Consider the following 24879-nt stretch of genomic DNA (forward strand, 5'->3'; position numbering starts at 1 on the left):
GGTTTACGAACCAAATTGCCTTGCCATTTTTAGACTAGAATTAAATATTTTCAAAATCTTAAATGACTTAATCTGTTTATGTCGTGTAGTTTTATCATAATCTGTGCTGACAAAGTGTAGCAAAACATTGCAGAATTCAGGTATTGTTTTTCCCTAAAAATACCAACACGGACCCCCGAATATGATTGGCGCATTAATGCTCGACATTGCTGGCACAGAACTTACTCAAGAAGATATTGAACTATTAAAGGCACCGCAAGTTGGTGGCATGATTTTATTTGGTCGAAATATTGTCTCACCACAACAAGTACGTGCTTTAACCGACCACATGCGCCAAGTTCGCCCTGACATTTTAATTGCAGTCGATCAAGAGGGTGGCCGTGTACAACGTCTTAAAAATGGTTTCACGTTGCTTCCTGCTATGGGACAGTTTGGCGAACTTTACTTAACCGAACCTGAAAAAGCCCTCGACTTAGCCGAGCAATGTGGATGGCTGATGGCCACTGAAGTATTAGCAGTTGGGATCGACTTTAGTTTCGCACCTGTACTAGATCTGAATGACATTAGTGATGTGATTGGTGACCGTGCATTTGCCAAAAACATGCAAGATATTGTGCCTTTAGCGAGTGCCTTCTTGAAAGGGATGAAGCGTGCAGGCATGGCCTCTACAGGTAAACACTTCCCTGGTCATGGTTCTGTTCAAGCAGACTCACATGTGGCAGCTGCTGTAGATAGCCGTAGCTATGAGGAAATTTATCAAAAGGACATGCAAAGCTTTATTCAGTTGCAAACGCAATTAGATGCCTTAATGCCAGCGCATGTGATTTATGAAAAAGTCGATCCAAATCCTGCGGGCTTTTCGCCTTATTGGATTCAAAAAATCCTACGCCAAGAGTTAAAATTTGATGGCGTACTCTTCTCTGATGATTTAAGCATGCAAGCAGCCTGTGTGGCTGGCGGTGCAGACGCACGTATTCAAGCCGCATTAAATGCAGGTTGTGATATGGGCCTAGTTTGTAATAATCGCGAATCTGCGTGTACTGCATTGGCAGGGATTGAAAATTTACCCCTTCCAAATCAAGAGCGTCTAGAACGTATGCGCGGGCAAATTCCACAAATCAGCATTGGTGAGCAACTTGAGTTGGGTGCAGAATGGATAAGTATCCGCGACCGTATTACGGCATTTAAACAAGGGGGAAGCATTTAAACGCTATTTTGACTGAATCAATCCACACTTTTAAGCAAAAGGAACACGACAAGTGGTTCCTTTTTCTTTATGATGAACATAACAATACATTGCAATATAAAGCAAAAATTAAAATAAAATCTAAGGCTTAATTCTCATGACTCAACAACTTTCTGTGCATCGTCATATTTCTTTTACAGCTCATTACACAGGCTATATTTGGTACAGCATGGGGATTTCCAATCCAGTTTTCGCAACATCTAAAGGGAAGTTTTTAGCAAAATTGGTACATCCCTTAGAAAGCTGGGCCGAAAAGCATGTGGGTGGCAGTATGCGTACTACACTCAAACAGCGCCACACCTTAATTGACCGTGAATTAACGCAACTAATCCAACAGCATCCACAACTCCAAGTGCTTGAAATTGCCTGCGGTCTATCCCCTCGAAGTTGGAACTTTCGCCAGAAATTTCCAACCATCGATTATCGCGAACTTGATTTGCCAGATATGGCAAGAATTAAAACTCAAGCACTACAAAAACTCGATCAAAATGCCCCTGAAGTCCTCACCGCAGATATTTTTAGCCAAGACTTTGAGCGTATTTTTCAAGTATTTGACCCGAAGCGCCCCTTAGTGATTATTAGTGAAGGCCTTATTAACTACTTCGATAAAACCTTGCTCAATCGTTTATTACAAGGCATTAGCGAGTATGGACAAGATTTTGAACAATTACATTATTTGACCGATATTTACCCTGAACCAGTCAAAAACAAGCTGGCCAATTTTATTTGGACCAGCAGTAAATTATTAAAAGTAATGTCTCGAAGTTCTTTTACTTTTCATTTTATCAATCCATTGCAAATTCATGAATTTTTTCAAAATGCTGGCTTTCAACAGATTGAGGTCTTACAACCCATCAATAGCCTTAGACAAGAACAGACCAGCAATGTGATTCCTTTTCTAAATCCTGATGAGCATGGTGGTGACTTGGTTTGGGTCATTCACGCGGTCATAAAAAAACAGCGCTCATAGCGCTGTTTTTTGTTTGGAAAAAGCATGCTAAAAAATTAACAGACCTCATCCAATAACTCCACTTGAACTTTTTGACGCTGAATAAAGCGTAGTAAACGCTCAGCAATATCAAAGCTACCATGCTTAAATAAAGCGCGAATTTCATTTTGCTCCGTTTCAAAAATCAGACATTCAATTTGAAATTGACCTTCTTCATCTTCTAAATGGAGTGCCAAATCACGAGGATATTGTGTTGCTTGCAGAACTGCCTGTTCACTTTGCAAAGTGAGTAATACACCAAAGTAGTTAAGATCAACAATTGTGGTCTCTAGACACAAATCTGAATGGCGATGCGTTAATACTGTATCTGCTTGTTGTACAGTCACACGGGCTTCACCACGACGATCAATACGTGCCATTTGCTCACGTGTCATTGGAATAATACCATCCAAAGATTGGATCGATTCTCCACGTAAAAAGGTTGCAAATAAACCCATGGTTTCTTTACGGCGCTGTAATTGAGGCACATGATCTGCATTGGCAATCATGGCGAACTGCATATTTGGACATTGTAATGCAAAGTTGGCATTTTCATGGGGCAAGGTAAAACTGTCATATTGACCACATGCGACTAAAACTTCACACTCAGGAATAGGGACATTGGTTAAACGCAGTAAGCGATTACAGTTAATGTCATAACGGTCTTGTTCTGTGGCCGTAAATTCTGCCATTTGACGAAAGAACAAACGTTTCGCTGTCGGAGACATGCGGGTCAAATCCATTTTTGCATGGTTCACCAAGTACAAAATCACTGCTTGGCCAAACTCATCCATGCGTTGTTCTTTCATTAGATGCAAAGATTCTTCAAGTAACATGCGCCAGCTTTTACGGGTTTTTTGCATTACACCCATCAAAATCATGCGTTCTACAACGTCAGGGCGTTGATGCGCTAAGCAAGATGCGACCACTGAGCCCAAAGACATGCCTAAAACAGCCACTTTTGGCATGTGTACTAAATCGAGCCACGTACCAAGCATGCCTGCAAGATCTTCAAGTTCTAAAGTGCCTGCAGAGATGCCTGTATCTACATTGGTAATTTGTTGATTCGCGCCCATTGAAGGCAAATCAATCAGAATAATCGGGCCTGCATCAAACAATTGTTCAACACAATATTTATAAGAATTAAAGTTTTGAAAAGCACCACCAATAATGACCATTGGTGTTCTGTGTAAGGTATCTGCACGGGCAATGGCCATGTATTCAACTTTCCAACCGTCGATCCAAGTTGTACGAGGGGGTTGTTTAAAGCTGTTACGGTCATATAAATCAAAGAAACCATAGTGCGTACTTGCCTGTACTTCAGGTTCCATTTGGATAACGGAATTCATGTTCCTTTCCTCCATCCTTGCTTATTTTTATTGTGCAAGAAATCATGTAGAGATCTCTGCTTGCTTCAAGCGTCCTGCTCTATCGCGAATTTATCAGACGTCAATGTCCTTTATGTTTCATTCTATACAGGAGATGTTTTTACAAGCAACTGCTTCTTGCACCACTCATCTGTTTTCAAGTGAAAAACATTTTCAAAATGTGAATAACGCAACTGTTTCATACGTTTTTTCTTCTTGAGACTTCTTTGCGAACAGATAGACTGCTAATATCAAAGGGTAATTTTTATGTGATCACAGCGCTATGCAAGAGTCTATTGAACAATATATGCACACGGTAGGTCAGCAAGCACGTCAAGCATCCCGCGTGCTTTCCAGTGCGTCTACCCAAATTAAAAATCATGCTTTATCTGCTATTTATACTGCTTTAGAAAATAGTGAATCGGCTATTTTAGCAGCCAATAAAAATGATATGGCTAAAGCACACAATAATAATTTAGACAGTGCGCTTCTTGATCGCTTAGAACTTACCCCCACACGCTTTAAAGGCATGCTACACGGTCTGAAAGATGTGATTGGTCTAACAGACCCCATTGGTGAAATTACCGATTTAGCGTATCGCCCTTCGGGTATTCAATTGGGTAAAATGCGCGTACCACTCGGTGTTGTCGGTATGATTTATGAATCACGCCCGAACGTGACTTTAGAAGCAGCTTCATTGGCCCTTAAGTCTGGTAATGCCATTATTTTACGTGGTGGTTCAGAAGCTTTAGAGTCAAACCAAGCAATTGCTGTAGCCATCCAACATGGGCTCAAAACAGCAGGCTTACCTGAGTCTTGTGTACAGGTCATTAATACCACAGACCGTGAGGCCGTTGGTCAGCTCATTACGATGTCTGAATATGTCGATGTGATTGTGCCACGTGGTGGTAAAGGCTTAATTGAACGTATTACTAATGATGCGCGCATTCCTGTGATTAAACATTTAGATGGTAACTGCCATGTGTATGTAGAAGCACAAGCCGATTTACAAAAAGCACTTCCAATTGCTTTAAATGCGAAAACCCACCGTTACGGCGTGTGCAATGCAATGGAAACTTTGTTGGTCGACGAAAAAATCGCGGATGAGTTTTTACCACGTATCGCGGAACTCTATGCAGAAAAGCAGTTAGAGCTAAGAGGTTGCGCTAATGTACGTCGTATCTTAGGCGACCAAGTGAAGCCAGCCAGCGAAGAGGATTGGTATGAAGAATATCTTGGGCCAATTTTAGCGATCAAAATTGTATCTGGTATGGACGAAGCGATTGACCATATTAATAAATATGGCTCACATCATACTGATGCCATTATTACTGAAAACTTCAGCCTAGCGCGTCAGTTCCTTGCACGTGTGGACTCAAGCTCAGTGATGATTAATGCCTCTACTCGCTTTGCCGATGGTTTCGAGTATGGTCTGGGCGCTGAAATTGGGATTTCTACAGATAAAATCCATGCCCGTGGCCCTGTTGGTTTAGAAGGCTTAACATCTCAGAAATGGGTTGTATTTGGTGATGGTCAAATCCGTCAATAAAACTGTCTTTTGAGTTTGATCTTTTTAATCCCCTCAGTGGAGTCATCTGCTGAGGGGTTTCTATCTCAGTATTGATCACGAGTTTTATTTAAATGCTCATTCATGTTCTTATGAAAATGTTATGGCCTATTCAGCCTGATAACCGTGTGGCTTAAACACAAATACTAAAAAACCAATTTAGCCACTCATGCACTATGATAAACACAATAAAAAAAGAAAGGGAAGATAAGCGCAGGCGAAATTGGTTGCCCGTCACCATTGAGACATCCACTCAAAAACCTTAATAAATAAATGTTTATTCTAATTTTTTTAAAAGAAATGCAAATCTAAAATGCAATAATTGAATACAGTTTTAAACCCAAACAAGTATAAATTTTATGCTAATCTAATGATTAATGAACAAGATAAAGGGTATTTTTTCTTGGGTGAACCATTTCATTAGTAAATGAAAACTATCAACTGATAAATTTTAATTATAATTGTACATGGGGTCGATAGTGCTTAAGTCTAATCTCCTAAAGTCTATCTAGGACTAGAAAAACACACATGATAAAACATCATTATTACTGATCTACAACGCAGCTCACTGTGTTCAGATCACAAAATGGATAAATAATTTAATTAGAATTCGGGTAAGAAAAACGTGTCTACATCAGTATTAGTAATTAACTGCGGGTCTTCTTCAATTAAATATGCGTTGGTTTCTGAACGTCGTGAAGACCGTATTTTCGGCTTAGCGGAAAACCTAGGCTCACCTGAAGCTCGAATCAAAGGAATTACCACTGGTGGCCAAGAACTTGAATTGTCTATTCCAAATGCCGATCATGAAAAAGCATTGGAAACAATTCTTGAGCGTTTATCACATCATAACCCACAAGCGATTGGTCACCGTGTTGTACATGGTGGCACACTCACCAAAGCTGAATTGCTTACTCCAGAAATTATTGAACGTATTCGTGAAGCGACACCACTTGCACCACTGCATAACCCTGCCCATTTAGTGGGTATTGATGCCACTATGCGTTTGTTCCCGCACTTGCCACAAATTGCGGTATTTGATACAGCATTTCACCAAACTATGCCTTCGCATGCGTACCGTTATGCATTACCTAAATTCCTCTACACCATGCACAATGTACGTCGTTATGGCTTCCATGGTACCAGTCATGCTTATGTATCAGAACGCGGCTCTCAACTTGCAGGAAGTTTCAAACAAGGTGGTTGGTTAACAGCACACTTAGGCAATGGTAGTTCAACCTGTGCGATTTGGAATGGTCAATCAGTAGATACTTCTATGGGCCTTACCCCACTTGAAGGCGTGGTGATGGGCACACGAAGTGGTGATGTCGACCCGAGTATTCACAGCTTCTTGGCATCGAATCTGGGCTGGGATATTTATAAAATTGACAAAATGTTGAATAGCCAATCAGGTTTACTCGGTTTATCAGACCTCTCTAATGATATGCGTACGCTGATTGAAGCAGCAGATGAGGGCAATGAAGATGCAGCCCTTGCAATTGAAGTCTTCTGCTACCGTTTAGCAAAATCTTTAGCTGCACTTAGCTGTGGCTTACCGCGTATTGATGGCTTGTTCTTCACAGGCGGAATTGGTGAAAACTCAGCGCTCATTCGTGAAAAAACTTTGGCTTACCTGCCACACTTCGGTTTTAACTTGAGTAAAGAAAATAACAATGCATTAAAACGCGGTACTGAAGGACGTATTGATGCAGGTACAGGCCCACAAATTTGGGTAGTTCCAACCGATGAAGAAGGCCGTATTGCCAAAGAAACAGAGCATGTCGTAGCTACTTTGGAGCATGCTACAACAAAAAAGTCTGAAGCAGAAACTGAAGTTGCATAAGCAACTTCAGGGTTCATTTCAGCCACTATTTTAATATATTTACAAACTTAGCTTTTTGATTTTGACATTATGAAAACGATTTTACTTGTACCCACTGGGGAAAGCGTAGGTTTAACCTCTGCATGCTTGGGCCTAATTTATGCGTTGGAATGCCAGGGCATTAAAGCTGGTTTTTTAAAACCTTTTGCACAAGAAGCGCAAAACACAACAGATCGTACAACGGCGCTTTATCGTCATCTTTTTAGCAATGAAACAGTTGAACCCATCAGTTATGCTGAAGTTACACGTCGTTTAAGCCACGATGAAAATGACGAACTATTAGAAGATGCTGTTCGCCTACATCGTGAAATTGCAAAAAAACATGATCTGATTATTGTTGAAGGTTTAGTACCAAATAACCAAGATTCTTTTGCATCAGAACTTAATGCAGACCTTGCCAAAGCTCTTGATGCGAAAGTGGTGATTGTCAGTACAGCAGATATTCGAAATCCAACAGCGACGCTGGAAAAAATTGAAGCACCATTGCGTGCTTTTGGTGGAGCAAACAATTCACGCTCAGCAGGCGTATTGTTTATGCGAACCAAAGGTTTGCCAGAAAGTGCAGCCCAAGTGCCTGTAACATTGGATCCAAGCCTACGTTTAATTAGTGATAGCACTCAATTTGCAACACAACTACAAGCTTTAAATGCACATATTGGTTCTGAACATTTTCCAATGATTGGCTTAGTACCTTTTAGTAACACCCTAAGTGTGCCACGCATGTCTGATCTTGCATCGCATATTGCGGCACACTGGATTAATGAAGGCGAAGCCAAACAACGTCGTGTGTTACACAGCAGTTTAATTGCATCCAACATCGAACATGAGCTACATAAATTTGTTGCGGGCGAACTAATTATTAGTGCATCTGACCGTATCGATGTATTACTCGCGAGTAGCCTTGCAAGTAGCAATGGCATTCCACTGGCTGGTTTAGTACTGACCGAACACCATAAACCGAATGAAAATGTTTTAAATTTCTGTCAGACAGCAATCAAACAGGGTTTACCTATTTTACATACGCCGCTCAGCACTTTTGAAACTGCAGAAAAACTGGCGAAGCTCAGTAATGAAATTCCAGTCGACGATACTGAACGTGCCGAGCAAGTGACACGTTTTGTATCAAGTCATATCGACCCTGAATGGATAACTCAATTGGTAAATGGCTCTTACAAACCTCGCCTGTCGCCTTCTGCATTCCGCCATGAGTTGGTACAAAAGTCGATTGCAGCCAAAAAACGCATTGTATTGCCTGAAGGAGATGAGCCACGCACCGTACAGGCAGCTGCAATTTGCCAAGCACGTGGCATTGCTCAGTGTGTGCTCCTTGCAAAACCTGAAGATGTAGTTGAAGTGGCAAAAGCACGTGGTATTGAACTCCCACACGATCTTGAAATTATTGATCCAGACTTAATTCGCGATAACTATATTGAGAAAATGGTTGAGCTACGTAAAGGCAAAGTGAACGAACTGCAAGCCCGCGAACAACTACAAGATACTGTTGTGCTAGGCACTATGATGCTAGCACTCGATCAAGTTGATGGTTTAGTTTCAGGTGCGGTACATACCACTGCCAATACTGTACGCCCTGCTTTCCAGCTGATTAAAACTGCACCAGACTATTCATTAGTATCATCTGTTTTCTTCATGCTACTACCAGATGAAGTCTATGTATATGGCGACTGTGCAATTAATCCAGACCCAAGTGCAACGGAATTAGCAGAGATTGCTATTCAGTCAGCTGATTCTGCTAAAGCATTTGGCATTGATCCACGCATTGCCATGATTTCTTACTCAACAGGCACATCAGGCGCTGGTGCAGATGTGGAAAAAGTTGCTGAAGCGACCCGTATTGCACAAGAACGCCGTCCAGATTTACTTATCGATGGCCCATTACAATACGATGCTGCATCTGTAGAAAGTGTTGGACGCTCTAAAGCTCCAGACTCCCAAGTTGCAGGCCGTGCCAATGTGTTTATTTTCCCAGACTTAAATACAGGTAATACAACTTATAAAGCGGTACAGCGCTCTGCTGATGTAGTCAGTGTTGGCCCAATGTTGCAAGGCTTAAACAAACCAGTGAATGATTTATCACGTGGTGCACTTGTAGATGACATCGTATTTACGATTGCATTAACTGCCATTCAAGCAGAACAACAAACAGCTGAGTAATTTAAACGTTATTCAACTTTCCGCAGTGTGTATCGAATGCCACCCAATCAGAAGATTGGGTGGTTTTTTATATGGATTTTATATAAAGGAGCGATTATTTAAGGCGAATAAATGTAAAAATGATTGATGCTTACAACGGCCTATATTCATCAATAAAGTCTCAACATTATGAAAAATAACGGTAGTTGCCTGTGTGGGAAAGTTAAATTTATCATCAACAAAGATCTTCCGATGATTTACTATTGCCACTGTAGTTTATGTCGCAAACAAAGTGGTACAGGAGCAAATTCAGCGACATTGGTGAAAGATACGTTATTTGAATGGGTTTCTGGTATAGACTGTATTGCAACATTTAAAAAAGAATTAGGTTTTACTTCTTGTTTTTGTAAAAATTATGGATATCCAGTTCCTAACCCAGTTGGAAATACCTCATTCATTTGGATTCCACTTAAATTATTAAATGATACACCAGTATTTCAGAAAAATTTAAGCTTCTGCCTCAATTCGAAGATTAGTTGGTCACCTGTAATAGCAGTAGATCAGGAATACTTAGAGTTACCCAATTGGAATGAACTAGAAGATTAATTTTAGATTTTCTAAAATTAATCTAATACGCCAGAATTGAATTTTAGTTTATAAAAATCAATAATTTAAATTAAAAATATAAATCATGCTGATTGACTTTTTAATAAAAATAATCATATTTCACAGGCAACATTTAATCCTTACGCCACATGATTATATAACCTGATTTAATCATAACTTTCGCGCCAGCCACACCGTATGCCCTGCACATTCAGCATCTTCTACAATCATCTTTAGTACTTCGAAACCATGTTCTGCCAGTAAGTCACGATACTCCTGTTGCGATAAACTCGCATGATATAAGGCTTCACCAAACATATTGCCAATAGCCACACCTTCAGCTGGGCCACTGCTAAACATGAGCACCGTACCCTGAGTCGAAAATTTAGAAAATTGGTGAAACATTTGACGCTGATCATCTGGCGTTAAATGAAAAAAACTGTCCCATGCCAAAATACCTCGATAAGTCTGGTTCAATTGCACAGAGCGCATATCTGCAATCAGCCAAGTTTGATTAGGAAAATTTTGTTCCGCCAATTCGATCATGACTTCTGAACTATCAACACCGGTTAATGTATGACCATGTTGTATTAAATATTTGGCAATCGGTTTACCTGAACCACAGCCCAAATCTAGAATTGTCGCCTGCTGTGCTAATAAGGCCAGAAAAGCATCTAGCCAGCTTTTTTCATATAAATACTCGCCACGTAATGCTGTCCATGCACGACCATATTTCTTATAAATATCAATAATATTATTGGCAAGATGCTGTTGTTCGCTCATCAGGAATGCCTCAATGATTTTGAATGAGTATAGCGAAGGCAAAAAGATAAAATATTATTATTAGGCATTGGAGATAAAATGATAGACATAAAAAAAGAAGATGAAGTTTTAAACTTGATCTTCTTTCTGTCCGTACATCCACGTTGCGGCGATATAAATTGAAAAGCCAACAACCATCAAAACACTTGTAACTGTCATTATGATGACCTGTGATTTATGTTGAGTTTATTATGCGAAAGTTTTATGACAGTTATATGACAAATTTGTCATAATTATAATTATTATTTTTAATAAATAAAAACAATCACTTAATTACTTTATTTTAATCTTAAATCAAAAAAATGTTGAAATTTGTCATCATGAATAATCATATCATGATGTAGGGTTTACATCAGGACATCTGTGTAGAATTTATTGCTCTGCCCTATTCGGTCGCTCAAATAGGCTTATATCTTCTTGTGTGATCTGTAGCATCCTCAAAATTATTTATCTTAATGAATAAAAATGGGAGCTTAAGCTCCCATTTTTGAATTCGTATAAAGTCTAAACTGTTAAGTTTTAGACCATTCCAATCATTGTCTAAACTTAATTCGTAGAGTTAAAACCTATCTTAAGCTTTTCCCATACTTGGTTTAATGACTTGTTGGCCTGAACTTTTTAAGCGTTTAATCATAAATAATGAGAACGCGGCAAAAACTGCTGGAATTGCCAAAATCGACATGATTTCAAAACTTGAAAGATTGAGTGACATTAACCAACCACCAATCACAGATCCAACGACAGAACCAGAGCGGCCTACTGCATTGGCCCAACTTACGCCTGTTGCACGGCAATACGTCGGATAAAAACCTGAGGTAAACGCATTCACACCAACTTGCGAGCCACTAATACCCACACCTACACCAAACATAGCAAGCATGAGTAACAGCATATTGGCTTGCTCAATACCAAAACCTAAACAAATAAGGAATAGGCCACCTAATACATACACAAAACTCAAGACTTTAACAGGCTCAATTTTATCCATGCATAGACCAATCACAATAGCGCCAATGGTGCCACCAATTTGGAAAATTGAGGTTAACCAAGATGCATTCACCAAGTTAAAACCTTCATTGGTTAAAAGTGTTGGCATCCAGCTTGAAATCATATAAATGATTAACAAGCTCATAAAAAATGTACACCAAATTAAGATCGTACCCAAAGCAAATTGACGACTAAACAATGCCTTAATACTGACTTTATTTTTTGCTTCACTGGTACTGGGTAAAAGTTTTGGTAACTGAGTTAAATGCGGTGCAATGCTTTTTAGAACTTTATCAATTTTATGCTGTGCATGATTTTTCAACACCATAAATCTTAATGACTCAGGCAAAAACCACATGAGAAAAGGCACGATTACTAATGGCATAATGCCACCAATCAATAAAATACCATGCCAACTTACGTACGGGAGTAACTGAGCGGATGCAATACCACCAAGCGCTGAACCAATAGTAAAACCACAGAACATAAGGGTAACAAGACTTGAACGACGTTTGGATGGGCTATATTCAGACGTTAAGGTAATCGCATTTGGCATAGCGCCACCTAAACCTAAGCCTGTAATAAAACGCCAAATAATTAAGGAGTGTAAATCTGTAGTAAATGCACTCACTAAGCTTGCCAAACCAAATAAAATTACAGAACCAACTAAAATAGGTTTACGGCCAAACTTATCTGACAGTGGACCAAAAATCAGTGCACCAGCCATCAGACCAAATAAACCTGCACCAAATAATGGTGCTAAATCTGCTGCTTGTAATGCCCATTCAGCTTTTAGTGCGGGTGCAATAAAACCAACGGCTGCAGTATCAAAACCATCAATTGCAACGATTAAAAAACACAGCCAAATAATGCGTTTTTGTGCACTAGATAAAGGATTATCGTCTATAAAATTTTGTACATCTACGTGTTGATTGTGAGACATTCATCTCTCCTTTTGTCGCCTAGTCAGCGCCCTACATCCCTTCATCAAAAAAATACCCTCAAATGAGGGTATTTTTTCTTTTTCATTAAGCAACTTTTACTGTAATGCCAGTTAAACCTGCAACTTCAGCACGCATTTCATCTCCACGTACAACAGCACCCACTCCTTCTGGTGTACCTGTGAAAATTAAATCACCTTGTTTAAGTTCAAATAATGTAGAAAGGTTTGCAATTGTTTCAGCAATATTCCAAATCAAATGCGTTACATCACTACGTTGTTCTGTTTGACCATTTACAGTTAAGTGAATATCACCTGAATTTAATTCGCCCGTTTGTGAAATTGGGTGAATCAAACCAATTGGCGCTGAGTAATCAAATGCTTTACCCACTTCCCAAGGACGACCTTTTTCACGTTGTGCCATTTGTAAATCACGACGTGTCATGTCTAAACCAACTGCATAACCATAAATATAGTTCACAGCATCTTCGACTGAAATATTTTTACCATCCTTACCAATTGCAACAACCAACTCAATTTCATAGTGATAGTTAGAGGTTAAGCTTGGATAAGGGATCGTTACTGCTTCATTTTCCGGAACAGGTACAATTGACTCTGGGTCGTTTGGCTTACAAAAGAAAAATGGCGGTTCACGATCTGGATCGAAACCCATTTCACGTGCATGCGCAGCATAGTTACGACCTACACAGTAAACACGACGTACTGGAAATAATGCATCTGTATCTTTTACTGGTAAACCAACAATTGGCATTGGATTAAATACGAAACTCATGTTCATTCCTTGTTTATTTCAATATTTGGCTGGATTACACAGCATCAGGTTGATTTTTTGGGCTAGCGTTTTGAAATGCATCTAATTGCATACACGCATCATAAACACGTTGAATATTTGGATATTGCGTCATATCAACATGAAAACGTTTGGATGAATCCACTTGTGGAATCACGTAGGCATCTGCAATCGTAGGGCTATTCCCTACACAGAAATCACCACGTTGTTGATCTTGTTCAAGCAGTTGTTCTAAAGCACTAAATCCTTCATGAATCCAATGCTGACACCATGCTTCAACTTGTTGATCATCAAGTTTTAAAGTATTGCGGAGATACTCTAAAATGCGTTTGTTATTAATGGGGTGAATATCACAGCCAACCAAAGCGGCAATAGCACGCACTTTAGCACGTGCAGGCTCTTCTTTTGGCAATAATGCGGGAGTTGGATACTGCTCTTCTAACCATTCAATAATTGAAGGGCTTTGAATCAGCTTTTGATCATTTACTTCAAGTACAGGCACAAAACCTTGTGGATTAATTTCTTTAAAGCTCGCCAGTTTATGCTCATTTTTCATTAATGAAATTGGCTGAAAGTCGTAGCTAATTTGCTTTAAATTTAAAATAATACGTGTTCTGTGCGATGTACCACTGCGGAAAAAACCATACATTTTCATGCTGCATTTCCTGTGTAGTTTTTCACTGCATCTAAACAGTTTTCAACATTCCAGTTATACAACCAAGACATGGCATCATAAAAACCCTCATTCGGGCGACCACGCCATAAATCGTTACGTACCATGCGCTGTACGCCTTTTGCATGATAAAGCTTGCCCATTTCACGTGACGATAAAACGATACGAGCAGTACGCGCTACTCGCGCACGTTGATAAATATCAAACGCTTGGTCAATATTATTATCAGTTACACGCAGTGCCTCACCCAAAGTCACAGCATCTTCCATAGCCATACATGCACCTTGTGCCATGTACTGTGTTGTTGGATGTGCGGCGTCACCTAGTAACGTAATACGACCATAAGTCCATTGGTCAATTGGTTCACGATCTGCAGTAGCCCAACGTTTCCAAGACTTTGGTAATTCAATGAGTTGGCGTGCTTTTGGGCAGATGCTTTGGAAGTAAGACAACACTTCCTCTTTAGAACCATCTTTTACGCCCCATTCTTCTTGCTCACGGCTATGGAAAGTTACAACGACGTTGTACTCTTCACCACCGCGTAATGGATAATGCACTAAATGACAGTTTGGACCGACCCAAATACTTGCAGCATTCCATTGTAAATTTTCAGGAAATTCTGCTTTTGGTACAACAGCACGATAAACCACATGACCTGTTACGAGTGCAGGATCACCTACATATTTTTCGCGCACAACAGATTTCACACCATCTGCACCAATTAAAGCTTGGCCAGTATATGAATGACCTTTATGGTCGGTAATGGTCACACTATTGGCATCTTGTTCTACGTTTACAATTTTGCAATCTGTAATGATTTCAATATCACCACTTTCTTGCGCGCCTTCAACCAAAGACGTATGAATATCTGCACGATGAATCACGGCATAGGGGTTACCAAAACGTTTTAAAAATGCTTCACCCGTTTCAATACGCCCGACCTGATATTCATTCAAGGCATCATGCATCACCATGTAATCAGTATAAACTGCTCGAGCGCGAGCTCGATCACCAATGCCTAGCGCATCAAATGCGTTAAATGCATTTGGCCCCAATTGAATACCTGCACCAATTTCACCAATTTCTGGCGCTTGCTCAAAAACTTGTACTTTGAAACCACGTTTTGCTAAAGCTAATGCTGCAGCAAAACCACCAATACCACCACCGGCAACCAAAATAGGCATTGTTTGATTTGACATGTTCTTCATCCTTTAAAAACGATTATTCACTGCGAGCACGAACTGAATACAAACCTAGTTTTTTCTGAATTGGTGCTTCATCAGCTATAAAAATAAAGCAAGGTCTATTAGACTTATTGATTAAATCAATATTTGCAAAACAAGGTGCGCAAGCTGTATCTGATTGGTCAATTACAAAAGTTTTTTCATCAATTGTAATTTCAGCCTCGCCCTCAATTACATGAAATACCATCGCAGCTGAGCGAGGTTGTAATTGAATTTTTTCACCTGGTCTTACCATAAGTGCTGAATAACCAATAATTTTTTGACAATCTTCACCAGTTTCAGGGTTCACGTAAGCGACTTGAATTGGACCTTCAGACTGTTTTTCTGATAAATCAATCAATAGCTGTTTTGCATCTTTCCATGGGTAGCGAAGCATCGGATAATTTTTTTCGGCACGAATATGGTGCTGTACAGGGACCAAACCTGCTGCATAACTTGTTTTATTTTCTACAGTTTTTATCGCTTGCGACTCACCGCCTTCTACAAATGATGCTTCCATGTAGTACACCAATGGTAGGTCGAGCACATCTAACCAAATCACAGGTTTATCACCATCATGACCATGTTCATGCCATAACCCAGATGGTGTTAAAATTAAATCACCATGTTCCATTGGGCATTTCACACCTTCAACGGTGGTATAAGCTTTTTCACCTTCTACAATAAGACGGACTGCATTAGGTGTATGGCGATGCGCCGGAGCCCATTCATTTGGAAGAAGCAATTGCATACCAAGGTAAATCACTGAAGTTGCACGCATATTCTCTAAACTATGCCCTGGGTTTGCGAGCACTAAAACACGTCTTTCAGCTTTTTCAATAGGAGTTAACTCACCTGCTTCTAATAGTAATGGTTTAATTTCACTATATTTCCACACCAAACTTTGTGTGTGTGGAAGCGGTTTTACAGGTGGTAAAACATTGCGAAGACTTGGCCAGAGTGGGACTAAATTGCTTTGTTCTAGATGTGCTAAATAGCTTTCCGGCAGATCTGCTAATGTTGCAAGCTGCTCCATAACTTACCCTCTTCCATTGATGAATAATGCAACCGAAGTTCGCATTTAATATTTGTTGTTTTTTAATCTATCAACCGAAATTACTTGAATCTATTCGCTAGATTCAATAGTCTGTATTGATATAATCAATACAGACTATTTTTGTATACTTTATGAGCATTGATACCCGTTTATTAAATATTTTTGATGCTATTTTTAAGCATCGTAGTGTTTCAAGAGCTTCGGAAGAACTTGGAATTGGACAACCAACAGTTAGTATTGGTTTAAATAAATTAAGGGAACATTATCATGACCCTTTATTTATTCGTGTAGGAAATGAGATGCAACCAACTGATTTATCAGTTAATTTATCAAAAGGAGTTCAAAGTGTATTAGCACAAATTCAAAGCATTAATGATTTTAATATGGAATTTGACCCCAAAACTTCAAATCAACAATTTAATATCAGTATGACGGACATTAGTCATTTAGTCTTATTGCCAAAGCTGATTAACTATTTACAAATCCATTCACCCAATATTCGTATAAATATTATCCCGATTGACAATAATACCCAGCGTTTAATGGAGTCTGGTGATATTGATTTAGCGATTGGCTTTTTACCCCAGTTAGAAGCAGGTTTTTACCAACAAACACTCTTTAAACAGCATTATGTGGTGATTGCAAATACAGAACACCCTCGTTTACAAAGGGAACAGATCACTGTGGATGAATATCGCCAAGAATTGCACGTCGATATTTTAGCTACAGGTGGACATTATGTCGTTGAACATGAACTACAAAAGCTCAATATTAAGCGTAATACCTTAGTAACGTTACCAAGCTATCTGGGTATTGGCTTAGTGATTCAAGAAACCAATGCGATTGCCACAATTCCCAACTATTTAAGCCATGTTTTACTCTCTAGGGGAAGCTTAAAAATTATGGATTTACCATTTAACTTGCCTAAATATGAAGTAAAACAACATTGGCATTCACTTGTGAATAACAATCCAAGTAATCAATGGTTACGTCGAATTTGTTTCTCATTATTTTCTGGTACAAATATTTAAGCCAAAATATATGCAAGCTGTAAAACAGATTTTAATAGTATTTTTTCTTAATTAGATCATGCATTTAGTATTTAAGGCATTACTGTCCTGCTGTGTTATTGCCTTAAAACAGATTTATGGAATAAAGAGGTCTCATGCCAGCGCCAAGTGACGCCTTAAATTTAGCCAATTCAAGCTAAATCCAGTCTCTCTGAAGCTATGACATAGAGCGACACACCGCTATTAAAAAAACAAATGCGCCACAAATCTGCTCAAAATAGAGTAGCAATCTTAACAACCTACGCTTCATGATCAGCACCATAAAATCTAGGTATGAACCAAATAACATTGAAAGGAATCATATCCTTACACCAATTTTATGATTTTAGATAAAAATTCTAATCCTTGATTGGAGCGCCCTAATATGACCTGTCAACATTTCAGAATCCAGTGTGAAAACATGCGTAAAACATAAAACTTGTGCAGATATTAAACTTTCGCCCAAAGCATAGACAAAACACCCACAGCTTGAGTTTTTTGCCTTATAATTTAGCCCGCTAGCTATCAGCCCGCTCAAGAGATTTTTGTATGACAACTATTATCAAGCAAGATGACTTGATCACATCGGTTAAAGATGCGCTTCAGTTCATTTCTTACTATCACCCACAAGACTTCATCCAAGCGATGAGCCGTGCGTATGACCGTGAAGAAAACAAAGCCGCAAAAGATGCGATCGCTCAAATCTTAATTAACTCTCGTATGTGTGCAGAAGGCCACCGCCCAATCTGTCAAGATACGGGTATTGTTAACGTATTCGTTGAAGTGGGCATGGACGTTAAATTTGATTTAACGATGAGCTTAGACGATGCAATTAACGAAGGTGTACGCCAAGGTTACCTAGAAAATTCTAACGTACTTCGTGCTTCTGTACTTGCTGACCCAGCATTTGGTCGTAAGAATACTAAAGACAACACCCCTGCTGTGATCTACCACAAGCTTGTTCCTGGTAACAAAGTCGATATTACTGTAGCAGCCAAGGGTGGCGGTTCAGAAAACAAATCTAAACTTGCAATGTTGAACCCATCTGATTCAATCGTAGATTGGGTACTTAAAACTGTTCCAACTATGGGTGCAGGCTGGTGTCCTCCTGGTATGTTGGGTATTGGTATTGGTGGTACTGCAGAGAAAGCCATGATGCTTGCAAAAGAAGCACTTATGGAAGAACTCGACATGGACGAATTACTTCGTCGTGGCCCACAAAGCAAACTTGAAGAACTTCGTATCGAAATCTTCGAAAAAGTAAATGCTTTGGGTATTGGTGCACAAGGTCTTGGTGGTTTAACAACTGTTCTCGACATCAAAATTAAAGACTACCCATGTCACGCTGCAGGCAAACCAGTGGGTATGATTCCGAACTGTGCTGCAACTCGTCATGCACACTTCACGCTTGATGGTTCTGGTATTGCGCATATCATGGCGCCAAAACTTGAAGATTACCCAGAAGTTACTTGGGATTCATCAACGTCTAAACGTGTTGACTTAGACAACATCACACAAGAAGAAATGAACTCATGGCAACCGGGTGACACACTTCTGTTGAACGGTACAATCTATACAGGTCGTGACGCTGCGCACAAACGTATGGTTGATATGCTCAACAATGGAGAAGAACTTCCTGTAGACCTTAAAGGTAAGTTCATTTACTACGTTGGCCCTGTAGATCCTGTGGGTGATGAAGTCGTTGGTCCTGCTGGCCCTACAACTGCAACACGTATGGACAAATTCACACGTCAAGTGCTTGAAGCAACTGGCATGTTCGGTATGATTGGTAAAGCGGATCGTGGTCCTGCTGCTGTTGAAGCGATTAAAGATAACAAAGCAACTTACTTAATGGCTGTTGGCGGTGCTGCATACTTAGTATCTAAAGCAATCCGTGAAGCTGAAGTGGTTGCATTTGCTGACCTTGGCATGGAAGCGATCTACAAATTTGTAGTGAAAGATATGCCTGTATCTGTAGCGGTTGACGTAAACGGTACTTCTGTACATGCAACTGCACCAAAAATCTGGCAAGCTAAAATTGGTAAAATTCCAGTAGTTGACGCTGCTGCAAAATAATTTTGCCCATCAAGAAAGCACCCTACTGGGTGCTTTTTTTAGGTCTGCTGTTTTTATTGCCTTATATCGCTAAACCCTTTGTGCTGTATTTAAGACCTGTTATGCTTTTTAGCTTAATAAAAGATAATGCAGATAAAAAGATAAGCCGGAAGATGAATAAGATGCGATGGAAATTTAAGATAAAACCCTCGATCTATCGCGCTCTGCTTCTCAGCACGAGTGTATTGATGAGTTCTGCCTTAATGGCTCAACCTGTTCAAGAAAAAACCTTAGATCATTTAATCGAACTTTCTAATTTTACGGGAATGATTGCTCAGTCCAATCAGAATATGCGCCCAATGTTTGATGCACAAGCCGAAGACATTTTGAAAAATAATTTAGGTGTACTTGAGCTTTCGACTGAGCAAAAACTGGTGGCTCAAAAAATCAGTTTACTGCTACAAAAGACCAATGAAGCCATCATTAGTAATCCTAAATTTTTACACATGATTCGCAAGAACTTTCAACAAACCTATACAGAAGAAGAAGCACAAGCTTATATTCAATTTCTCAGCACACCGATGGGACAATCGATTAATCGTAAAAGCAGTGTCATGACCAACAATATTCTGCAAGAAACCTTAGCCATTAGTAACGAAATTCTGAACCAACCCCTACAAATGCAGAGATTTAATGAGCAATTAACTAGCCTCATTCAGCCCCTGCTTTTAAAAACCAAAAGCTAACCTCTCCTCACAGCCCGAAGTAATCCACTGCGCCTCACCAGGTCAGTGGATTCCATAATTTGAATGGCTTCACCAGCTGAACATCCGTTTTAGGATCATACTTTTCAGCTTTTAATTTTTGAGCACTATGTCGTACTTTGCCTCGTTGTTCATCTTGCGCCACAAAGTTATAACTGGCCGATTTTCTTTCAGTAAATGCAATTTCACTGCGCCCTGTCTGATCTGGCATTAACATTAAAGCACCGCTGACCGAGCGACGCGTCGCCATATTTTCTTCATCATATTTAATAAAATAGGACTGCCCTGCCTCTACAGTAAAGTCGAGGTATTTAGGTTTTTGAAAATGATTGACACCTAATGGTCGACTCGTAGATAAACGATAGCTTCCAGCAGGCAATTCCACCCAATAATAGTGATTATTTAATAAACTAGGGATACGTTCACTATTGAGAAATAAGCTACTGGCAACAATTTCTTGGCGATTCCATTTACTATCTGGGCGGTATAAATACACAATGGCAGCTTGAGAATGCTGAGGTTCTACGGTCTGAAAATGACGTCCTTGCTTTTGATTGACCCAACCACCAATGGTAAACATCCCTAGACGGTATTGCTCCATAATGCCTGGGGCTTGTTCTGGGTCCACAGATTTTAAAGTTGAACTTAATGCTGGTTGTTGTTCAACACTGGTTTTTCCATGACAGCCTAACAACACTAAGCTACTTAATATCGTAATATATACAACACGCATGATCATCCCTCACTGCGTTTTTTCTTATTTTCGGCAAATTTTGTTTTAAAACTTCGACTTTTAAAATTATGGTGTTTAGGCATCCGCGCCAATTATCTGAGAGTAACATTCAGTTTTTATTTTTTAAATAAAAAACGTGTGAAAAACAGCGTTTTCCACACGTTTCTGACGAATAGCAGGCTTGAAATTTCAAGCCTGCTCGGCCAGCTATCCATTAAGCAGATTTTGAATCAATCACTTTCAGGTCTGCTTTTGGTGCCAATTCTTCTTGAGTTTTTGGCTGACGTTCAGCTTTAAACTCAGGCTTCTCTTCACCATTAATGACAGCTTCATTTACCACAACCGTGCCAACGTCTGTGCGACTTGGCAAGTCATACATGGTTTCAAGCAGTGAATTTTCCAAAATAGAACGCAAACCACGCGCACCCGTATTACGGTCTAATGCTTTTTTTGCCACAGCGCGTAATGCAGAATCTTCAAACACTAAGTCCACATTTTCCATATCAAATAAATATTGATACTGACGTGTTAACGCATTTTTAGGTTCTGTCAGAATTTGCATCAGCGCTTCTTCATCCAACTCGTCCAAAGTTGCGATCACTGGCAAACGGCCAATAAATTCAGGAATTAACCCAAATTTAACCAAGTCAGTGGCTTCAACTTGACGGAACAAGTCAGACAGCTTTTTAGATTCGTCTTTTTTACGAACTTCAGCCGTAAAGCCAATACCGCCTTTTTCTTGACGTTGTTGCACAATTTTCTCTAAGCCAGAGAACGCACCACCACAAATAAACAAGATATTCGACGTATCAATTTGAATAAACTCTTGCTGTGGGTGCTTACGACCACCTTGTGGTGGAATTGATGCTACAGTACCTTCAATCATTTTCAGCAAAGCTTGCTGTACACCTTCACCCGATACATCACGGGTAATTGAAGGGTTTTCAGATTTACGAGTAATTTTGTCAATTTCATCAATATAGATAATGCCTTTTTGGGCTTTTTCTACATCGTAATCGGCTTTTTGCAAAAGCTTTTGAACAATGTTCTCTACGTCTTCGCCGACATAACCTGCTTCCGTTAGTGTTGTTGCATCTGCCATGGCAAATGGAACATCTAACAAACGTGCAAGTGTTTGTGCAAGTAAAGTTTTACCAGAACCTGTTGGGCCAACCAGCATGATATTACTTTTTGAAAGTTCAACACCATCTTCAGGCTTTTTACCGCTCGTCGAAACTTTTAAACGCTTGTAATGGTTATATACCGCTACAGACAAGGTCTTTTTCGCAACGTCTTGACCAATCACATATTGGTCTAAGGCAGCACGGATCTCATGCGGTTTTGGTAATGGCTTAGAAGCCCAATCACTCGAATCAACTTGTTGACTGGTTTGTACTAAGTCTAAGCATACGTCCACACATTCATTACAGATATATGCGTCCTCGCCTGCAATCAGTTTCCCGACTTCAGACTGCGTTTTACCGCAAAATGAACAATGCTTTTGTCCTTGAGGATGTTCGGACATATTCACTCCAATATAAAAATCTTTAAATTTTATGGACGTTTAGATAAAACTTCGTCCACAAGACCATATTCTTTTGCCTGCTGTGCAGTCATAAAGTTATCACGGTCAGTATCTTTCGCTAAACGCTCGTAGTCTTGACCGCTGTGTTCGGCCATTAAACGGTTCAAACGTTCTTTAATAAATAGGATTTCACGTGCATGAATCTCGATATCAGATGCTTGACCACGGAAACCACCAAGTGGCTGGTGAATCATTACGCGTGCATTTTCAAGGCAATAGCGCTTACCTTTTGCACCAGCATTCAGTAAGAATGCACCCATAGATGCCGCTTGACCCATACAGTAAGTCACAACGTCTGGCTTAATAAACTGCATGGTGTCATAAATCGCCATACCTGCAGTGACTGAACCGCCCGGTGAGTTGATATATAAGTGGATATCTTTATCTGGGTTTTCAGCTTCTAAAAATAACATTTGCGCAACGATTAAGTTCGCCATGTTATCTTCCACTTCACCTGTTAAAAAGATGACGCGTTCGCGTAAAAGGCGCGAGTAAATATCGAAAGAACGTTCGCCGCGTGATGACTGTTCAACCACCATTGGCACAAGTGCGTTTTCAATTGTTGGAACATACATACGTTTATTTATTCCTGAATTTTTCTGAGTTGACCCATATTCACAATATGAGGGATATTTTTCGAAAATGCAAAAGTTTCCCAATTAAATAACAGATATTTTTTGCATAAGCATTGTGAATTTAGGCCATATTCCATTGCGCTTCGGCGATAAAAAAAGGCGCTCTAAGCGCCTTTTTTTATTGAGCTAAGAATTAGCCTTGTTGACGAGCTTGTTGCTCTTTCAATAAGTCTTCATAGCTAACTTTTGTATCTGTTACTTTAGCAGAAGCTAAGATGTGATCTACAACTTGGTCTTCAAGAATAACAGCTTCGATTTGAGCGCGTTGTTGCTTATCGTTGTTGAAGTATTCGATCACTTCTTTTGGATCTTCGTAAGAAGAAGCCATGTCTTCGATGTACGCATCTACACGTGCAGCATCAACTTCGATTTTAGCATCAGCTAAAACTTTGCTTACCAATACGCCAAGTTTAACTGCTTTTTCAGCTTGTTCTTTGAACAATTCGTCTGGAAGCATGCTTGAATCAAACGCTTTCGCGCCTTGAGCACCAAACTGTTGAGTGAATTGTTGAATCATTTGTTGACGTTGACGGTCAATTTCTTGAACCAACATCGCTTCTGGAAGTTCAACTTCGTTTGCAGCTACAAGCGCATCAAAAGTTGCACCTTTCACTTGGTTGCGAAGACCGTTTTTCACTTCACGTTCCATGTTTTTACGAACGTCAGCTTTAAGTTTTTCAACGCCTTCTTCTTCAGTTAGACCAAAGATTTTAAGGAATTCAGCATCAATTTCTGGAAGTTTTTGTTTTTCAACAAGCTTAACAGTGATTTTGAATTGAGCAGCTTTGCCCGCTAAGTTTTCAGCTTGGTAGTCAGCAGGGAACGTTACATCGATAACTTTCTCTTCGCCTTTCTTCATACCAACGATGCCGTCTTCGAAGCCAGGAATCATGCGACCAGAACCTAAAACAAGTTTAAAGTCTTCCGCAGAACCGCCTTCAAATTTTTCGCCATCTACTGAACCTTCGAAATCAAAAGTAACTTGCATGTCTTTTTTAGCCATGCCTTTTGTTTCAGTCCAAGCAGCACGTTGTTTTTGAAGATTTTCAATCATCTTCTCAACGTCTTTGTCATTTACTTCAGTTGCTTTACGTTCAACAGCTAAACCGTCAAATTTAACGCTAACTTCTGGGTAAACTTCTACAGTTGCTTCATAAACTAAAGCATCATCTTTAAGTTCAGATTTTTCGATATTCGGCATGCCAACAGCGTTGATTTTTTCTTGTTGAATTGCTTCAAACACAGTGTCACGAATGATGTCGTTCACTACTTCTTGGTAAATGCCCGCGCCGTATTCACGACGAACAACGTTTACAGGCACTTTACCTTGACGGAAGCCGTTGATCTTCACAGTTTTGGCAGTGCGTTTCAAGCGAGCTTCAAATTGCTCGTTAATACGGCTCGTCGGTACAGATACATTTAAACGACGGGCAACGCCCGAAACCGCTTCAGAAGTTACTTGCATGGCTTCCTCGATATTTTGTTAGTAAAAACAGTTTTTAAAAAAGTGCCACATTATATGACAACATTTAAAGATATACAAAAGCGGATTATAACACCATACATATCAACATGAAGGATGAAGTTTCAGTTTAAGTAGAATCTAAAAATTACATTTTAATTTGGTTATTTTTTAATTAATTGTTGCAAATGATAAACTTTCTCATTATTATTAGCATGAAACTTCTTAACTGATTGTTTTTTTTTATTTTATTTAGCGGATTTTTACCATGGGATA

20 protein-coding genes are annotated in these 24879 nt (G+C 39.6%); 9 read left to right on the plus strand and 11 right to left on the minus strand.

Annotation, left to right across the window (positions count from 1 at the left end):
- Window positions 1-181: 181 nt before the first annotated feature.
- Both nagZ and D9K81_RS00490 read left to right on the plus strand, forming a co-directional pair.
- The gene (nagZ, locus tag D9K81_RS00485) at window positions 182-1207 is read left to right on the plus strand and encodes a beta-N-acetylhexosaminidase (RefSeq protein WP_120374262.1); all 1026 of its coding nucleotides are present in this window, start codon (window positions 182-184) and stop codon (window positions 1205-1207) included.
- A gap of 136 nt (window positions 1208-1343) precedes the next feature.
- Window positions 1344-2216 (plus strand): class I SAM-dependent methyltransferase, encoded by an 873-nt coding sequence (locus D9K81_RS00490; RefSeq protein ID WP_120374263.1) that lies wholly within the window; start codon window positions 1344-1346, stop codon window positions 2214-2216.
- A 35-nt stretch (window positions 2217-2251) separates the two neighbouring features.
- On the opposite strand, the gene D9K81_RS00495 is transcribed toward D9K81_RS00490, so the two are convergent.
- Window positions 2252-3583 (minus strand): alpha/beta fold hydrolase, encoded by a 1332-nt coding sequence (locus D9K81_RS00495; protein WP_120374264.1) that lies wholly within the window; start codon window positions 3581-3583, stop codon window positions 2252-2254.
- A gap of 301 nt (window positions 3584-3884) precedes the next feature.
- On the opposite strand from D9K81_RS00495, the gene D9K81_RS00500 reads away from it, so the two are divergent.
- The 4 genes from D9K81_RS00500 (at window position 3885) to D9K81_RS00515 (ending at window position 9807) form a co-directional block, all read left to right on the plus strand.
- Complete coding sequence (locus tag D9K81_RS00500) at window positions 3885-5150, plus strand: glutamate-5-semialdehyde dehydrogenase (RefSeq protein WP_120374265.1); 1266 nt, start codon at window positions 3885-3887, stop codon at window positions 5148-5150.
- A 643-nt stretch (window positions 5151-5793) separates the two neighbouring features.
- On the plus strand, window positions 5794-7011 hold the full coding sequence (locus D9K81_RS00505) for an acetate/propionate family kinase (protein WP_120374266.1): 1218 nt from the start codon (window positions 5794-5796) through the stop codon (window positions 7009-7011).
- A 69-nt stretch (window positions 7012-7080) separates the two neighbouring features.
- Entirely contained in the window at window positions 7081-9222 is a 2142-nt protein-coding gene (gene pta / locus D9K81_RS00510; RefSeq protein ID WP_120374267.1) for a phosphate acetyltransferase, read from the plus strand.
- Between the two features lie 168 nt (window positions 9223-9390).
- Complete coding sequence (locus tag D9K81_RS00515; protein ID WP_121523076.1) at window positions 9391-9807, plus strand: GFA family protein; 417 nt, start codon at window positions 9391-9393, stop codon at window positions 9805-9807.
- Between the two features lie 171 nt (window positions 9808-9978).
- On the opposite strand, the gene D9K81_RS00520 is transcribed toward D9K81_RS00515, so the two are convergent.
- The 6 genes from D9K81_RS00520 to D9K81_RS00545 all read right to left on the minus strand — a co-directional run bounded on the left by D9K81_RS00520 (window position 9979) and on the right by D9K81_RS00545 (window position 16299).
- Entirely contained in the window at window positions 9979-10590 is a 612-nt protein-coding gene (locus D9K81_RS00520) for a class I SAM-dependent DNA methyltransferase (protein ID WP_120374269.1), read from the minus strand.
- A gap of 610 nt (window positions 10591-11200) precedes the next feature.
- On the minus strand, window positions 11201-12559 hold the full coding sequence (locus tag D9K81_RS00525) for an MFS transporter (protein WP_120374270.1): 1359 nt from the start codon (window positions 12557-12559) through the stop codon (window positions 11201-11203).
- A gap of 85 nt (window positions 12560-12644) precedes the next feature.
- Window positions 12645-13349: a fumarylacetoacetate hydrolase family protein gene (locus tag D9K81_RS00530; protein ID WP_120374271.1), complete on the minus strand. Its 705-nt coding sequence runs from the start codon at window positions 13347-13349 to the stop codon at window positions 12645-12647.
- Between the two features lie 34 nt (window positions 13350-13383).
- Window positions 13384-14022, minus strand: coding sequence for a maleylacetoacetate isomerase (gene maiA, locus D9K81_RS00535; protein WP_120374272.1), 639 nt, complete (start codon window positions 14020-14022; stop codon window positions 13384-13386).
- Complete coding sequence (locus D9K81_RS00540; RefSeq protein ID WP_121523078.1) at window positions 14019-15239, minus strand: 3-hydroxybenzoate 6-monooxygenase; 1221 nt, start codon at window positions 15237-15239, stop codon at window positions 14019-14021. Before D9K81_RS00540 ends, maiA begins: the two co-directional genes overlap by 4 nt.
- 22 nt (window positions 15240-15261) lie before the next feature.
- Window positions 15262-16299: a cupin domain-containing protein gene (locus tag D9K81_RS00545; RefSeq protein ID WP_120374274.1), complete on the minus strand. Its 1038-nt coding sequence runs from the start codon at window positions 16297-16299 to the stop codon at window positions 15262-15264.
- A 152-nt stretch (window positions 16300-16451) separates the two neighbouring features.
- Here D9K81_RS00545 and D9K81_RS00550 point away from each other — a divergent pair, with 152 nt between their 5' ends.
- The 3 genes from D9K81_RS00550 to D9K81_RS00560 all read left to right on the plus strand — a co-directional run bounded on the left by D9K81_RS00550 (window position 16452) and on the right by D9K81_RS00560 (window position 20170).
- Window positions 16452-17351, plus strand: a complete 900-nt coding sequence (locus D9K81_RS00550; RefSeq protein ID WP_120374275.1) for a LysR family transcriptional regulator — start codon at window positions 16452-16454, stop codon at window positions 17349-17351.
- A gap of 567 nt (window positions 17352-17918) precedes the next feature.
- A complete protein-coding gene (locus tag D9K81_RS00555; RefSeq protein WP_120367184.1) occupies window positions 17919-19445 on the plus strand; it encodes a fumarate hydratase in 1527 nt (508 codons plus the stop codon).
- Window positions 19446-19687: 242 nt separating this feature from the next.
- A complete protein-coding gene (locus D9K81_RS00560) occupies window positions 19688-20170 on the plus strand; it encodes a DUF2059 domain-containing protein (protein WP_235831025.1) in 483 nt (160 codons plus the stop codon).
- Window positions 20171-20204: 34 nt separating this feature from the next.
- On the opposite strand, the gene D9K81_RS00565 is transcribed toward D9K81_RS00560, so the two are convergent.
- The 4 genes from D9K81_RS00565 to tig all read right to left on the minus strand — a co-directional run bounded on the left by D9K81_RS00565 (window position 20205) and on the right by tig (window position 24606).
- Complete coding sequence (locus D9K81_RS00565; protein WP_120374276.1) at window positions 20205-20921, minus strand: DUF2846 domain-containing protein; 717 nt, start codon at window positions 20919-20921, stop codon at window positions 20205-20207.
- Between the two features lie 214 nt (window positions 20922-21135).
- Entirely contained in the window at window positions 21136-22446 is a 1311-nt protein-coding gene (clpX, locus tag D9K81_RS00570) for an ATP-dependent protease ATP-binding subunit ClpX (RefSeq protein WP_120374277.1), read from the minus strand.
- 29 nt (window positions 22447-22475) lie between these two features.
- A complete protein-coding gene (gene clpP / locus D9K81_RS00575; RefSeq protein WP_067666729.1) occupies window positions 22476-23081 on the minus strand; it encodes an ATP-dependent Clp endopeptidase proteolytic subunit ClpP in 606 nt (201 codons plus the stop codon).
- Between the two features lie 193 nt (window positions 23082-23274).
- Window positions 23275-24606, minus strand: a complete 1332-nt coding sequence (tig, locus tag D9K81_RS00580) for a trigger factor (RefSeq protein WP_120374278.1) — start codon at window positions 24604-24606, stop codon at window positions 23275-23277.
- Between the last annotated feature and the right edge of the window lie 273 nt (window positions 24607-24879).

This window comes from Acinetobacter chengduensis (genome assembly GCF_003664645.1).
GTDB classification, from domain to species: Bacteria; Pseudomonadota; Gammaproteobacteria; order Pseudomonadales; family Moraxellaceae; genus Acinetobacter; species Acinetobacter chengduensis.

Bases quoted from the DNA above. Each gene is read 5' to 3' on its own strand.
- nagZ (WP_120374262.1), top strand. From the start codon at position 182: ATGATTGGCGCATTAATGCTCGACATTGCTGGCACAGAACTTACTCAA.
- D9K81_RS00490 (WP_120374263.1), top strand. From the start codon at position 1,344: ATGACTCAACAACTTTCTGTGCATCGTCATATTTCTTTTACAGCTCAT.
- D9K81_RS00495 (WP_120374264.1), bottom strand. From the start codon at position 3,583: ATGAATTCCGTTATCCAAATGGAACCTGAAGTACAGGCAAGTACGCAC.
- D9K81_RS00500 (WP_120374265.1), top strand. From the start codon at position 3,885: ATGCAAGAGTCTATTGAACAATATATGCACACGGTAGGTCAGCAAGCA.
- pta (WP_120374267.1), top strand. From the start codon at position 7,081: ATGAAAACGATTTTACTTGTACCCACTGGGGAAAGCGTAGGTTTAACC.
- D9K81_RS00515 (WP_121523076.1), top strand. From the start codon at position 9,391: ATGAAAAATAACGGTAGTTGCCTGTGTGGGAAAGTTAAATTTATCATC.
- D9K81_RS00520 (WP_120374269.1), bottom strand. From the start codon at position 10,590: ATGAGCGAACAACAGCATCTTGCCAATAATATTATTGATATTTATAAG.
- D9K81_RS00525 (WP_120374270.1), bottom strand. From the start codon at position 12,559: ATGTCTCACAATCAACACGTAGATGTACAAAATTTTATAGACGATAAT.
- D9K81_RS00530 (WP_120374271.1), bottom strand. From the start codon at position 13,349: ATGAGTTTCGTATTTAATCCAATGCCAATTGTTGGTTTACCAGTAAAA.
- maiA (WP_120374272.1), bottom strand. From the start codon at position 14,022: ATGAAAATGTATGGTTTTTTCCGCAGTGGTACATCGCACAGAACACGT.
- D9K81_RS00540 (WP_121523078.1), bottom strand. From the start codon at position 15,239: ATGTCAAATCAAACAATGCCTATTTTGGTTGCCGGTGGTGGTATTGGT.
- D9K81_RS00545 (WP_120374274.1), bottom strand. From the start codon at position 16,299: ATGGAGCAGCTTGCAACATTAGCAGATCTGCCGGAAAGCTATTTAGCA.
- D9K81_RS00550 (WP_120374275.1), top strand. From the start codon at position 16,452: ATGAGCATTGATACCCGTTTATTAAATATTTTTGATGCTATTTTTAAG.
- D9K81_RS00555 (WP_120367184.1), top strand. From the start codon at position 17,919: ATGACAACTATTATCAAGCAAGATGACTTGATCACATCGGTTAAAGAT.
- D9K81_RS00560 (WP_235831025.1), top strand. From the start codon at position 19,688: ATGGCTCAACCTGTTCAAGAAAAAACCTTAGATCATTTAATCGAACTT.
- D9K81_RS00565 (WP_120374276.1), bottom strand. From the start codon at position 20,921: ATGCGTGTTGTATATATTACGATATTAAGTAGCTTAGTGTTGTTAGGC.
- clpX (WP_120374277.1), bottom strand. From the start codon at position 22,446: ATGTCCGAACATCCTCAAGGACAAAAGCATTGTTCATTTTGCGGTAAA.
- clpP (WP_067666729.1), bottom strand. From the start codon at position 23,081: ATGTATGTTCCAACAATTGAAAACGCACTTGTGCCAATGGTGGTTGAA.
- tig (WP_120374278.1), bottom strand. From the start codon at position 24,606: ATGCAAGTAACTTCTGAAGCGGTTTCGGGCGTTGCCCGTCGTTTAAAT.